Source organism: Halomonas sp. A11-A (assembly GCF_003182195.1).
GTDB lineage: Bacteria > Pseudomonadota > Gammaproteobacteria > Pseudomonadales > Halomonadaceae > Halomonas > Halomonas alkalicola.
This window is the reverse complement of the sequence record NZ_QGTM01000038.1, coordinates 1-12,120: the sequence shown is the minus strand read 5'-3', so window position 1 is coordinate 12,120 and position 12,120 is coordinate 1. Positions and strand designations below refer to the sequence as shown.

At 64.8% G+C, this 12,120-nt stretch carries 14 protein-coding genes; all 14 read left to right on the top strand.

The genetic code is table 11. The annotated features are described in order from the left end of the window. Window positions 1-400: 400 nt before the first annotated feature. Window positions 401-1,216: a phosphonate ABC transporter ATP-binding protein gene (gene phnC / locus DER72_RS15450; RefSeq protein ID WP_110070831.1), complete on the top strand. Its 816-nt coding sequence runs from the start codon at window positions 401-403 to the stop codon at window positions 1,214-1,216. Window positions 1,217-1,340: 124 nt separating this feature from the next. Beyond that, complete coding sequence (phnD, locus tag DER72_RS15445) at window positions 1,341-2,255, top strand: phosphonate ABC transporter substrate-binding protein (RefSeq protein ID WP_110070830.1); 915 nt, start codon at window positions 1,341-1,343, stop codon at window positions 2,253-2,255. A 67-nt stretch (window positions 2,256-2,322) separates the two neighbouring features. Further along, on the top strand, window positions 2,323-3,207 hold the full coding sequence (phnE, locus tag DER72_RS15440) for a phosphonate ABC transporter, permease protein PhnE (protein ID WP_219983322.1): 885 nt from the start codon (window positions 2,323-2,325) through the stop codon (window positions 3,205-3,207). Beyond that, on the top strand, window positions 3,204-4,052 hold the full coding sequence (gene phnE, locus DER72_RS15435; RefSeq protein ID WP_181395690.1) for a phosphonate ABC transporter, permease protein PhnE: 849 nt from the start codon (window positions 3,204-3,206) through the stop codon (window positions 4,050-4,052). Before phnE (DER72_RS15440) ends, phnE (DER72_RS15435) begins: the two co-directional genes overlap by 4 nt. A 71-nt stretch (window positions 4,053-4,123) precedes the next feature. Continuing rightward, complete coding sequence (gene phnF, locus DER72_RS15430; protein ID WP_110070827.1) at window positions 4,124-4,873, top strand: phosphonate metabolism transcriptional regulator PhnF; 750 nt, start codon at window positions 4,124-4,126, stop codon at window positions 4,871-4,873. Further along, window positions 4,870-5,319, top strand: coding sequence for a phosphonate C-P lyase system protein PhnG (gene phnG / locus DER72_RS15425; protein ID WP_258306331.1), 450 nt, complete (start codon window positions 4,870-4,872; stop codon window positions 5,317-5,319). The genes phnF and phnG overlap by 4 nt, the downstream gene beginning before the upstream one ends. Window positions 5,320-5,321: 2 nt before the next feature. Beyond that, window positions 5,322-5,951: a phosphonate C-P lyase system protein PhnH gene (gene phnH, locus DER72_RS15420; RefSeq protein ID WP_110070826.1), complete on the top strand. Its 630-nt coding sequence runs from the start codon at window positions 5,322-5,324 to the stop codon at window positions 5,949-5,951. Then, complete coding sequence (locus tag DER72_RS15415) at window positions 5,936-7,114, top strand: carbon-phosphorus lyase complex subunit PhnI (RefSeq protein WP_110070825.1); 1,179 nt, start codon at window positions 5,936-5,938, stop codon at window positions 7,112-7,114. Before phnH ends, DER72_RS15415 begins: the two co-directional genes overlap by 16 nt. After that, the gene (locus DER72_RS15410) at window positions 7,111-7,965 is read left to right on the top strand and encodes an alpha-D-ribose 1-methylphosphonate 5-phosphate C-P-lyase PhnJ (protein WP_110070824.1); all 855 of its coding nucleotides are present in this window, start codon (window positions 7,111-7,113) and stop codon (window positions 7,963-7,965) included. Before DER72_RS15415 ends, DER72_RS15410 begins: the two co-directional genes overlap by 4 nt. Further along, window positions 7,962-8,780, top strand: a complete 819-nt coding sequence (gene phnK, locus DER72_RS15405; RefSeq protein ID WP_110070823.1) for a phosphonate C-P lyase system protein PhnK — start codon at window positions 7,962-7,964, stop codon at window positions 8,778-8,780. The genes DER72_RS15410 and phnK overlap by 4 nt, the downstream gene beginning before the upstream one ends. 11 nt (window positions 8,781-8,791) lie before the next feature. Next, a complete protein-coding gene (gene phnL, locus DER72_RS15400; RefSeq protein ID WP_110070822.1) occupies window positions 8,792-9,553 on the top strand; it encodes a phosphonate C-P lyase system protein PhnL in 762 nt (253 codons plus the stop codon). After that, on the top strand, window positions 9,550-10,698 hold the full coding sequence (locus tag DER72_RS15395) for an alpha-D-ribose 1-methylphosphonate 5-triphosphate diphosphatase (protein WP_110070821.1): 1,149 nt from the start codon (window positions 9,550-9,552) through the stop codon (window positions 10,696-10,698). Before phnL ends, DER72_RS15395 begins: the two co-directional genes overlap by 4 nt. Continuing rightward, on the top strand, window positions 10,698-11,240 hold the full coding sequence (gene phnN, locus DER72_RS15390; RefSeq protein WP_110070820.1) for a ribose 1,5-bisphosphokinase: 543 nt from the start codon (window positions 10,698-10,700) through the stop codon (window positions 11,238-11,240). Before DER72_RS15395 ends, phnN begins: the two co-directional genes overlap by 1 nt. Beyond that, window positions 11,237-12,120: phosphonate metabolism protein PhnP (gene phnP, locus DER72_RS15385; RefSeq protein WP_110070819.1), on the top strand; the 884-nt coding region annotated here is incomplete at its 3' end. The genes phnN and phnP, both read left to right, overlap by 4 nt.

Below are 12,120 nucleotides of genomic sequence, written 5' to 3'. Positions count from 1 at the left end.
TCAGCGAACCTGATGATTGAGGAGCCGGGTGCGTTAATTGCGCACGCCCGGATCTGAGGGGGGCCGGGACGAGCAATCGCCCGGTCTACCCGACTAGCGGCCCCACAGCAGCTGCGCACATTCCTCTGCTTGCCCTCCCTTCCTTGCACGTCAGGCCAGGCACATCAGCCCCGGTTATGACGCATTGTTTGCGATTATGTTTCGATTTAGCTTGCTGGACGGGTAAGTGACTGTTTTGCCACTGCTGGCGCGTGACGCTGGTCGAATTTCGGGAGGGTTTTCGCCAGATTAATTCACAACAGTGAAATCGTCTAGACAAGTTGTCTTCATCTCGCGGGCCTATCATGTCCTATATAAAGCCTTCGCATGGTGCCACTTGATGTGGCAGGAGATCAGGCCAATGCTACGTCTGGATAGTGTCAGCAAGAGCTACGGGAAGTCCCGCGTTATCAGAAATATCAGCTTCGACATCCCGGAGGGGGAGGTGGTCGGTGTGATTGGCCGCTCCGGTGCAGGGAAGTCGACGCTTCTGCGCATGGTGAATCGTCTTACCGATGTGTCGGAGGGGCGGATTGAATTTTCGGGAGAGCCCGTCAGTCGACTCAAGGGAAGGGCTCTCAGGCAGTGGCGAGGACAGACTGCCATGATCTTTCAGCAGTTCAATCTCATCCCGCGCCTGGATGTTATCACCAATGTGCTGATGGGAAGAATTGCCCATCACGGAACCCTGGCTTCGATGTTCAAGATCTTCAGCCGTGAAGAAAAGGCCCAGGCTATCCATGCCCTTGAACAGCTGGACCTGGCCGATAAGGCCCTTCAGCGCGCGGGCAATCTTTCCGGTGGCCAGCAGCAGAGGGTCGCCATCGCCAGGGCCATGATGCAGTCGCCTCGTATCATGCTTGCCGACGAACCCATCGCTTCCCTTGATCCACGTAGCGCCGCCATGGTGATGGATGCCATCAAGGAGATCAATCACACCAAGGGAATTACGGTGATGTGCAATCTCCATTCGCTGGAGACGGCGCGCCAGTACTGCGATCGCGTCATCGGCATGCTGCACGGTGAGGTGGTGTTCGATGGCCATCCTGAGCAGCTCGATCACAACACCATTCAGCGCATTTATGGCGTCGAAGATGGTGAGAAGGGGATCAATGAGAGTGTGACTTCCGGAGAGGTTTGGTCCGGCGGTGCTCCCCCAGAATCAGCCTTTGCATAAAGATTTTCAGGTCACTCATGTGGGCCATTAGCATGTGGGCTATGAGAGTGATGGCATGACCCGGTCGCCACCCGGTGTGTGACCATCCAGCAATGCAGTTTAGCCACCCGAAACGAGAGAGATCATGATGCGTCATACCCTCAAGTACCTTGTTGCTTCTGTCCTCATCTCACCGCTTGCCATCACGGCGGCTCAGGCCGACTGGCGCGATGACTACCCGGTCGTTACCCTTGGCGCCACCACGGCCGAGAACCAGGCCGTCACCATCGATCGTTTCCAGCCGCTGGCCGACTACTTCGAAGAGCAACTGGGCGTCGAGATGCAGATTCAGCAGGCCAGCGACTACGCTGGCGTGGTGCAGGCGCTGACCGCGGGGCACGTACACCTGGCGCGACTCGGTGGCTCTTCCTATGCGGCGGGCTGGATCGACAGCGACGGTGGCGTCGAGCCTCTGGTCGTGCCGGTTGAGCTTGACGGTGAGCTGGGCTACCACTCCGTACTGATCGTGCGCGCCGACAGCGAGTTCGAAAGCGTCGATGACCTGCAGGGAAAGTCACTGGCCTGGGCCGATCCCAACTCCACTTCCGGCTATCTGGTGCCCCTGCTTAGCCTGAGAGAGGACGGTATAGAGCCCAATGATTTTTTTGGTAATACTGTCTTTTCAGGCGGCCATGAGCAGAGCGTGATCGGCGTACTGAATGGCTCCCTGGATTCGGCCTTTACCTGGACGTCTCGCGGTGACAATGCCGGCCCGCTGCGCAGGATGATGGATCGCGGCATGCTGGATCGCGACGATATCCGCGTGATCTGGGAGTCTCCGCTCATCCCCAACCCTGCCTATGTGGTGAACGGTGAACTGCCCGAGGAGATGAAGCAGGAGATCGCCGACTTTTTCATGACCCTCCACGAAACGCGTCCGGACCTGGCAGAGGCCGCGGCGTCGGGCCGCACCTCCGGCTTCGTGCCGGCCACCCACGAGATGTACGAGCCAATCCTGGGTGCCGTACAGGAGCTGCGCGACTCTCGCCGTCAGCGCTGAAGACACCGCCCCCTGATCCAGTGGGTAGCCCGGTCGCCTACCAGCGACCGGGCAGAGGAAATAGATGATGTCATCACCATACGATCATTCAGGCTCCAACGCCTGGCAGGGTTTCTGCGCCCAGCAGCAGCGGTTGAGGTTAGAAAAATATCGGGTCTGGCTGCTGGGTGGCGGCGTGTTTCTTGCGCTGTTTATGACCTCGGCCCACCTGAGCCACTTCAGCCCAGGGCGCATTGCCGAGGGGCTGCCCAAGGTTCATGAATATGTCGTCAAGATTCTTCCCGAGATGGGCGTCACGACCTTTCGTGACGACATGGCCTACTGGTTCTACGCCTTTCCCGACTGGATGAAGCTGCTTGGCGAAACACTGCTGATGGCCTATGTGGCCACGCTACTCGGTACGCTGGGTGCACTCGTTCTTGGCTTCGTGGCTGCGCGCAACGTCGGGCCCAACCGCTGGCTGACGGCGCTCTCTCGGCGCGTTCTGGAAGTGGCACGTACCGTACCGGATCTGGTCTATGCCCTGATCTTCGTTTTCGCCTTCGGCCTCGGCCCCCTGGCCGGCATCCTGGCCATTGCCGTCCACTCGATGGGAGCGTCGGGCAAGCTGTTTTCCGAAGCGATCGAGAATATTGACCTGAAGCCGCTGGATGGGCTCAAGGCGGCAGGAGGCAACTGGGTGCAGGGCATGCGTTTCGCCATTTTCCCGCTGGTTCTGCCTTCCCTTGTGTCCTACTCCCTGTGGCGATTCGAGATCAATGTGCGCACCGCGACGGTCATGGGCATCGTGGGCGCCGGTGGCATCGGTCAGGAGCTGATTACCGCCATTCGCATGCTCTATTACGAAGACGTCAGCGCATTGATCCTGTTGATCGTGATCACCGTGTCGTTGACGGACATGCTGTGCGAGCGCATTCGCCATGGATTCATCGGCAAGGAGAACCTGTCATGACGTCACTGTTGCGAGGTGAGTTTTCCATGACGGATATTGAGCATCGTCATCCCGAAGTCTTTGCCGTGAGCTGGCGCCGCCACTGGCTTCAGGGAGTGGCCTGGGTAACGGCGCTGGCTGTGCTGATCTATGGCCTGGTGCTTTTCGACTTCTCGCCCGTGCGCGTCTGGAATGGCCTCGGCCAGCTCGGAATGCTGCTGCGCTTCATGGTGCCGCCGGCCACGGATCCTGCTGTGGTCTGGGAGTTTCTGAAGGCGATCTTCGAAACCCTGGCCATGGCCTTTGTCGGTACGCTGTTTGCAGCCCTGCTGGCGATACCCTTCGCCTTCCTGTCGGCTCGCAATGTCTTTCGCTTTCGGCTCGGGCGTTTTGGGGTGCGTCGCGGTATGGACTTTCTGCGCGGTGTCGACCAGCTGGTCTGGGCGTTGGTCTTTGTGCGTGCGGTAGGGCTCGGGCCCCTGGCGGGGGTGCTGGCCATCATCATTTCCGATATCGGAACCCTGGCCAAGCTGTTTTCTGAAGCGGTGGAAGGGTGCGATCGCAAGCCAGGAGAGGGGGTGGCCGCCAGTGGTGGCAGTGCCCTTCAGTGTACCCGCTTCGGCATTATTCCCCAGGTATTGCCGATGTTCATTTCGTCGACGCTGTATATCTTCGAATCCAATGTGCGCAGCGCAACAATCCTCGGCATCGTGGGTGCCGGCGGTATCGGCTATCAGCTGTCGCAGCGCATTCGCGGCCACCACTGGGAAGAGGTTGCCACCATCCTGATTCTGATTCTGGTCACGGTTTATCTCATCGACTGGGTGTCCGGAAAGATCCGGGGGCGCCTGATCGAGGGGGAGTGAGCTCCCCCCGTCTTTCCCATGTGAGATGTCCCATCGTCGAGCCGTTAGTTGCCAAGGAGGCGTCATTCAACATGTCTAGACAAAAAGCCCCCCCCGTCTATCGCCAGCTGGCGGACACGCTGACAGACCGGGTGCGGCGTGATTACACCGCTGGAGATTTGCTGCCGTCGGAAAGCGAGCTTGCCGAGCACTTCGGCGTCAATCGTCACACGGTGCGTTGGGCGCTGGACGAGCTGGTGGCGGCTGGGCTGGTGACTCGGCACCAGGGGCGTGGCACTCAGGTGGTGGACCGGCGCCTCGACTATCGGCTCAGCGCCGGTAGCAAGGTGACTCACAATCTTGCCGAGCTGGGCATGGCCAGCGAGACACGCTGCCTCTCCCAGGAGCTGGAAGTCCCCCCCGGCACAGTGGCGCAACGCTTTGCCCTGCAGGGACAGGCGCGTCTGCTGCATGTGAAGACGCTGCGCTACGTCGATGGGTCCCCGCTGGTCATGATCAGCCACTGGTTCGATCCCCGTCGCGTACCCGCCTGGCTCGAGCGCTACCGGGGAGGATCCACTCGCGCCTTTCTGGACCAGCACTATGGGCTCCGCCTCAGGCGTCGTCAGGCGCGTATCGAGGCGCTTGCCGCCTGTGCCGATGATGCGCGCTGGCTGCTGTGTGCCCTGCATGCGCCGCTGCTGCAGGTTACCAGTGACAACATCGATTCGACCGGTGCGCTGGTCGAGGTGTCGATGAGCCGCGCTCGCGCCGACCGGCTGTCGTACCACATCGATTTTCCAAACAGTGACTTTCCCAATGCAGGCGAGGATTTTTCATGATGGAGCCGCAACGTCGGCAGCGCATTCTGGCGCTGACTCCCAGGGAGCGACTGATCGAACACTGGCAGCGCCTGGATATTCGCCCCGACTATCGCTGCGTGAGGGGCCCCGAGGTAGGCATGGCCATGGTGCGTGGGCGCATGGGCGGTACCGGCAGCGCCTTCAACCTGGGGGAAATGACCCTGACACGCGCCAGCGTGCAGCTGACCGATGAGGCCGCCGCCGAGGCGCCCCTGGGGCACGGCTGGGTGAAGGGGCGAGACCCTCGCCACGCCGAACTGATGGCCCTGGTCGACGCCTGTGCTCAGCGCCACTGCTGGCAGGCCGCCATCGAGGAAGGACTCGTGGCCCCGCTGGCGCGTGCGCTCGACGCTGAACGCGCCGAGGCGGCGCGGCGCGCTGCGGCGACCCGGGTCGATTTTTTCACCATGGTCAGGGGAGAGTAACAATGCGCTGGAATGCCTTCGATACCTCCGTGCACGACAGCCAGCGGGTCTATCGTCAGCTGCTCTCGGCGATGGCCGAGCCCGGTACCTTCGCCGAGGTCGATGGGGCGCCGGTGCCACCGCCCGATGCGGCGATCGGGACGGCCTGTTGGGCCACGCTGCTCACCCTGTGCGACCTCGACACGCGGGTCTGGCTGGCCCCCGAGCTCGATGCCGCCGGCCTTGGCGAGGCCCTCGCCTTCCACACCGGTGCCCTGCGGGCCAAGTGCCCCGCTGACGCCGACTTCGCGCTGGTGACGCCCGCCACCCTGGGAGGGAGTGCCGAGCGGGAGGCGCCGGGCTTCTGCGAGGGCAGCGATACCTACCCCGACCGCAGCACCACCCTGGTGGTGGTGCTCGATCGCCTGGACAGCGACGGCCCATGGGCCCTGAGCGGCCCCGGCATTCCCGGCGTGCGACGCCTGGACCCGGGGGAGGGCGGTGAGGCGCTGATGACGAGGCTCGCCGCCAATCGAAGCCGCTTTCCCCTCGGGCTTGACGCCATCCTGACCTGCGAAGGCCGGCTGGCCGCCGTGCCGCGCAGCACCCGTATCACCCGTGTCGAGGAGGTTGACGCATGTATGTTGCCGTAAAAGGAGGCGAGCAGGCCATCGCCAACGCCCACCGCTGGCTTGCCGACCGGCGGCGAGGCGAGCGCGAGACGCCCGAGCTCGGTGTGGCCCAGGTGGAGCAGCAGCTGCGCCTGGCGGTTTCCCGCGTAATGGCCGAGGCCTCGCTTTATGACCCCGAGCTTGCGGCGCTCGCCATCAAGCAGGCCAGCGGCGACATGGTCGAGGCGGTCTTCCTGCTTCGCGCCTATCGCACCACGCTGCCGCGCCTGGCCGAGACGCTGCCGCTTGACACCTCCGCGATGCGCATCGAGCGGCGCATCAGCGCCACCTACAAGGATATTCCGGGTGGCCAGGTGCTGGGCCCGACCTACGACTATACCCATCGTCTGCTCGACTTCCTGCAGCTGGCCAACGCCGAGGTGGAAGCGCCGGCCGTGGCCGAGGAGCCCCTGGCTGACTGCCCCCAGGTGCTGGAGCTGCTCGATGCCGAAGGGGTAATCGAGCGCGAGGAGGACGACGGTGCCGAGCCATACGATATCACCCGTGACCCTCCCGACTTCCCGGTGGATCGCGCCACCCGCCTGCAGATGCTGGCTCGGGGCGACGAGGGCTATCTGCTGGCGCTCGGCTACTCCACCCAGCGCGGCTATGGCCGCAACCACCCCTTCGCCGGGGAGATCCGACTGGGCACCGTGGAGGTGGAGATTGCCGTGGACGAGCACGAGTCGCCGATCTGCATCGGCGAGATCGAGATCAGCGAGTGCCAGATGATCAATCAGTTCGGCGGTTCACGGGAGACGGCGCCCCAGTTCACCCGCGGCTATGGCCTGGCCTTTGGCCACAACGAGCGCAAGACCATGGCCATGGCGCTGGTGGACCGAGCCCTGCGCGCCGAGGAGCTGGGCGAGACGGCCTCTGGTCCTGCCCAGCAGGCGGAGTTCGTGCTCGCTCACGCCGACAGCGTGGAAGCAGCGGGCTTCGTCTCTCACCTCAAGCTGCCGCACTACGTCGATTTCCAGTCCGAGCTCGAGCTGCTGCGACGGCTACGCCGCGAGCACGCACAACGCGCCGAGGCGGCCGGCCCCAAGGCGCGAAGCGATGACAGCTCTGTCCCCGTGACAGGCGCCGACACCGACGCCTGCCATGCCACCCCCAGCGATCCGGTCAAGGAGCAGCAAGCATGACGGCAAGCGAGCCCACCGCCAGCGGCTACAACTTTGCCTACCTGGACGAACAGACCAAACGCATGATTCGTCGCGGCCTGCTCAAGGCGGTGGCCATTCCCGGCTACCAGGTGCCCTTCGGCGGACGCGAGATGCCGATGCCTTACGGCTGGGGCACCGGCGGCATGCAGCTGACCGCCAGCGTGCTGGGCCAGGACGATGTGCTCAAGGTGATCGACCAGGGGGCCGACGACACCACCAACGCGGTGAGTATTCGCGCCTTCTTCGAGCGTGTTGCCGGTGTCACCACCACGACCGCTACCGGTGAGGCCGACGTGATCCAGACCCGCCACCGCATCCCCGAGCAGCCACTGCGTCAGGGCCAGATCCTGGTCTTCCAGGTGCCGATCCCCGAACCGCTGCGCTTCATCGAGCCCAGCGAAGAGGAGACCCGGCTGATGCATGCCCTGGAGGAGTACGGGGTCATGCACGTCAAGCTCTACGAGGACATCGCCCGCCACGGCCATATCGCCACCACCTACGCTTATCCGGTCAAGGTGGACGGACGCTACGTCACCGATCCCTCGCCGATTCCCAAGTTCGACAACCCCAAGCTTCACATGAGTGAAGCGCTGATGCTGTTCGGGGCCGGGCGCGAGAAGCGTCTCTATGCCATCCCGCCCTACACCCGGGTGGAGAGCCTGGACTTCGAGGACCACCCCTTCGAGGTGCAGGAGTGGGAGGCGCCCTGCGCGCTGTGCGGTGCCCGTGACACCTTCCTCGACGAGGTGATCACCGACGACCGGGGCGGGCGCATGTTCGTCTGCTCCGATACCGACTACTGCCAATCACGCACCGAGGAGGTGGCATGAGGCGTCCCGATCTTGAACGCGCCACGCTGCTCGAAGCGCGCGGCGTCACACGGCTCTACGGCCCCGGAAAGGGGTGCGAGGCCATCGATATTCGCCTGCACCGCGGGGAAGTGCTCGGGATTGTCGGCGAGTCCGGATCCGGCAAGTCGACGCTGCTGCGGCTGCTCGCCGGGATGGAGCGCCCCGATGCCGGTCAGGTGATCTATCACTCATCCGCCGCCCAGGGCTGCGACGGTTCGGGCCACGAGGGCGAGCTCGACCTCTACGCCATCGGCGAGGCCCGTCGCCGGGCGCTGCTGCGCATGGAGTGGGGCCTGGTGCACCAGAATCCCCGCGACGGCCTGCGCCTGGGCGTCTCCGCCGGGGCCAATATCGGCGAGCGACTGATGGCCCTGGGCGAGCGCCACTACGGCCAGCTGCGCGCCGCCGGCCAGGACTGGATGGGGCGGGTGGAACTCGATCCGGTGCGCATCGACGATGCCCCCCGCACCTTCTCGGGAGGCATGCAGCAGCGCCTGCAGATCGCCCGCACCCTGGTCACCCGTCCCAATCTGGTGTTCATGGACGAGCCGACCGGGGGCCTGGATGTCTCCGTGCAGGCACGGCTGCTCGATATGCTGCGCACCCTGGTCCGTGAGCTTGGCCTCTCGGTGATCCTGGTGACCCATGACCTGGCCGTAGCCCGCCTGCTGGCTCATCGCCTGATGGTCATGCGCCGTGGCCAGGTGGTGGAGGCTGGCCTGACCGACCAAATCCTCGATGACCCCCAGCATGCCTATACGCAGCTGCTGGTGTCGTCGGTCCTGACCCCGTGAGGAGGCCCGCCATGACATCCCTGACGCACCCCTTTCTCAGCGTCGACGCCCTGCACAAGGCTTTCGTGCTCCACGGCCAGGGCGGCATGAAGCTCGAGGTGATGCGCGACCTGTCGCTGACCCTGTCCCCCGGGGAGTGCCTGGTGCTGGCCGGGCCCAGCGGCATCGGCAAGAGCACGCTGCTCAAGATGCTTCACGGCAGCTACCGCGTCACCGGCGGCACCCTGCGTCTGCACTTCGAGGAGGGTGACCTGTCGCTGGAGACTCTGCCCGCCCACGCCTGGCACACCCTGCGTCGCGACGTGATCGGCTACGTCAGCCAGTTCCTGCGCGTGGTGCCCCGGGTGCCCGCGGTGGAGGTGGTAATGGAGCCACTGCTGGCCCGCGGCGCGGGTGAGGCCGAGGCACGCGTGCGTGCCGAATCGATGCTGGCCCGCCTCAACCTGCCCGAGCGTCTGTGGCACCTGGCCCCGGGGACCTTTTCCGGCGGCGAGCAGCAGCGGGTCAATATCGCCCGCGGCTTCATTGCCGAGCATCCGCTGCTGCTGCTGGATGAACCGACGGCCTCCCTGGATGCCGCCAACCGTGAGGTGGTGGTCGAGCTGATCCAGGAAGCCAAGGCGCGTGGTGCCGCCCTGCTGGGCATCTTCCATGACGAGGACGTGCGCGAGCGGGTGGCCGATCGCCTGCTGCCGTTGACGCCCTATATAGGCGCGAACGTCGTCACTGCGCAACCCACTGCCCAACCCACTGCCGAGGAGACGGGTCGATGAGTGCAACTGAGCAGGTGCTGACCAATTTACGCCTGATACTGGATGACGAAGTGCGCCAGGGTTCGCTGCTGATCCATGAAGGACGCATCGCCGCCCTGGATACTGCCCCGAGCCATCTGGCCTCGGCCGTGGACTGCGATGGCGACTATCTGATGCCGGGCATGGTGGAGCTGCATACCGACAACATGGAGAAATATTTCCAGCCGCGGCCCAAGGTGGCATGGCCCTCGCGGCAGGCGGCGCTGGCCCACGACGCTCAAATGGCCGCCAGCGGCATTACCACGGTGTTCGACTCGCTCGCGATTGGCAGCGTGGAGACCAACAGCATGCGCGCCAGGGCGCTGAGCGGGATGCATGACGCCCTGCTGGACATGCAGCAGCGCGGCCTGGCGCGGGTTGACCACCGTCTCCACCTGCGCTGCGAGGTGAGTCATCCCGGCACGCTGGCCACCTTCGAGGCCATGGAAGCATCACCATTGCTGGGTCTGGTATCGCTGATGGACCACGCGCCGGGACAGCGCCAGTTCGTCAGTCTGGAAGCCTACCACACCTACTATCAGGGCAAGTTCCGCCTTTCCGACGCCGAGATGGCGGCCTTTATCGAGCAGCAAAAGGCCAACAGCCTGCGCTACAGCGGCGAGCAGCGTCGCGAAATTGCGGCACGCTGCCGAGCGCGAGGCCTGGCCCTGGCCAGCCATGACGATGCCACCGTCGAGCACGTGGCGGAAAGCCGCGAATATGGCATTGGCGTGGCGGAATTCCCGACTACCCTGGTGGCGGCGGAAGCGTCCCACCGCGCGGGTATGGCGGTGCTGATGGGGGCGCCCAACGTGGTGCGGGGCGGCTCCCACTCGGGCAATATCGCGGCTGCCGAGCTGGTCCGACGAGGCGTGCTCGACGTGCTGTCGTCCGACTATTATCCGGCGTCACTGCTGGATGCGGTGTTCCGGATTGCCGAGATGGCGGAGGGCTACAGCCTGCCCCAGGCGGTTGCCACAGCCACGCGCCATCCCGCCGATGCGGTGGGGTTGCACGACCGCGGGCGCCTGGCGGCCGGGCAGCGTGCCGACCTCATTCGCATCCGGGTCTGCGACGGGCATCCGCTGGTGCAGCGTGTCTGGTGCGCCGGCAGGCAGGTGCACTGATGGCCCGGCTCGTGTATCTGATGGGGGCCAGCGGGGTCGGCAAGGACACGCTGCTGGCCGCGGCACGCAGCGGGCACCCCGAGTGGCTGGTGGCGCACCGCTACGTGACCCGGGAGAGCGGCGCCAGCGAAAACAGCGTTGCCCTGAGCGACGAAGAGTTTGCGGTCCGCCGCCGGGCGGGGCTTTTCTGCCTCAGCTGGGAAGCCCACGGTCTCTGTTACGGCCTGGGCATCGAGCTGGAGGCCTGGCTGGGTCACGACGCTATCGTGCTGGTCAACGGCAGCCGTCGGGCGCTGCCCGACGCCCGCTGCCGCTTCGGCGAGCGGCTGCTGCCGGTTCTGGTCACGGCACCGGAAGCGCTGCTGCGTCAGCGCCTGCTGACGCGCGGCAGAGAGGGGCCGGAGGCGATCGAGGCGCGCCTGGCGCGCCATCGCCAGCTGACGGCTTCCCTGCCGGAGGTGGTGCGTATCGATAATGCCGGCACCCCGGAGGCGAGCCTGGCGGCGCTGGCCCGGCTGCTGGCGGCGAGGTGCGTGCCATGAGGTTTCGCTTTGTGGGCACGGGAGACAGCGCCCAGATCCCCTGCTTCGGCTGCGACTGTCCCGCCTGTGCCCAGGCCCGAGTGCTGACCAGCGCCCGGCGGGGGCCCTGCAGCGCGGAATTCTGGGCTGATGGGCACCGCTACCTGCTGGATGCCGGCCTCATGGATCTGGCGGAGAGCTGTGAGCGGGAGCGCCCCGCGGCGATCCTGCTGACCCACTACCATGCCGACCATGTGCAGGGGCTGCTGCACCTGCGCTGGGGGAGGGGAGAGCCCATTCCGGTGTTCGGTCCCAAGGATGCCCGCGGCTGCGCAGACCTCTATCGCAACCCCGGCATTCTCGACTTTCGTCCCGGTCTCAAGCCCTTCAAACCTCTGCATTTCCACAGCATGACCGTTACCCCCGTGCCTCTGGTACACAGCAAGCCGACGCTCGGCTACTGCCTGGATGACGGCGGCAGCAAACTGGCGTATCTCACCGACACTCTGGGCCTGCCGCAGGAAACGGAGCGCTTCCTCCGCGACTGGGAGCCGGATGTGGTGGTGCTTGACGCCACCTATCCGTCCTCTTGTACCGCGCCGCGCAACCATAACAGCCTGCCCATGGCGCTGCAGATCATCGAGAGGCTCGGCGCGCCACGTGCCTTTCTGACCCATGTGAGTCATGAGCTGGTGGCAGAGCTTCTGGAGGCGCCTAGCCCCTTGCCATCCCATGTGCGGCTGGCGCATGACGCCGAGGAGGTACGCATGGGAGCGGAAGTGGCGCGCTTGGCGCCAGGGGCTTGGCCCGGATGTTGCACCGGGTCAGTCAGAAGTCCTCAGATGCCAGGCTCGGTGGGGATAAAAGGGATCTGGGGTGGAGTTTGGCTGTTTTTTGATCA

What these genes read in the sequence shown, in the direction of transcription:
- phnC (WP_110070831.1), top strand. Translation starts at nt 401, where the DNA reads ATGCTACGTCTGGATAGTGTCAGCAAGAGCTACGGGAAGTCCCGCGTT.
- phnD (WP_110070830.1), top strand. Translation starts at nt 1,341, where the DNA reads ATGATGCGTCATACCCTCAAGTACCTTGTTGCTTCTGTCCTCATCTCA.
- phnE (WP_219983322.1), top strand. Translation starts at nt 2,323, where the DNA reads ATGTCATCACCATACGATCATTCAGGCTCCAACGCCTGGCAGGGTTTC.
- phnE (WP_181395690.1), top strand. Translation starts at nt 3,204, where the DNA reads ATGACGTCACTGTTGCGAGGTGAGTTTTCCATGACGGATATTGAGCAT.
- phnF (WP_110070827.1), top strand. Translation starts at nt 4,124, where the DNA reads ATGTCTAGACAAAAAGCCCCCCCCGTCTATCGCCAGCTGGCGGACACG.
- phnG (WP_258306331.1), top strand. Translation starts at nt 4,870, where the DNA reads ATGATGGAGCCGCAACGTCGGCAGCGCATTCTGGCGCTGACTCCCAGG.
- phnH (WP_110070826.1), top strand. Translation starts at nt 5,322, where the DNA reads ATGCGCTGGAATGCCTTCGATACCTCCGTGCACGACAGCCAGCGGGTC.
- DER72_RS15415 (WP_110070825.1), top strand. Translation starts at nt 5,936, where the DNA reads ATGTATGTTGCCGTAAAAGGAGGCGAGCAGGCCATCGCCAACGCCCAC.
- DER72_RS15410 (WP_110070824.1), top strand. Translation starts at nt 7,111, where the DNA reads ATGACGGCAAGCGAGCCCACCGCCAGCGGCTACAACTTTGCCTACCTG.
- phnK (WP_110070823.1), top strand. Translation starts at nt 7,962, where the DNA reads ATGAGGCGTCCCGATCTTGAACGCGCCACGCTGCTCGAAGCGCGCGGC.
- phnL (WP_110070822.1), top strand. Translation starts at nt 8,792, where the DNA reads ATGACATCCCTGACGCACCCCTTTCTCAGCGTCGACGCCCTGCACAAG.
- DER72_RS15395 (WP_110070821.1), top strand. Translation starts at nt 9,550, where the DNA reads ATGAGTGCAACTGAGCAGGTGCTGACCAATTTACGCCTGATACTGGAT.
- phnN (WP_110070820.1), top strand. Translation starts at nt 10,698, where the DNA reads ATGGCCCGGCTCGTGTATCTGATGGGGGCCAGCGGGGTCGGCAAGGAC.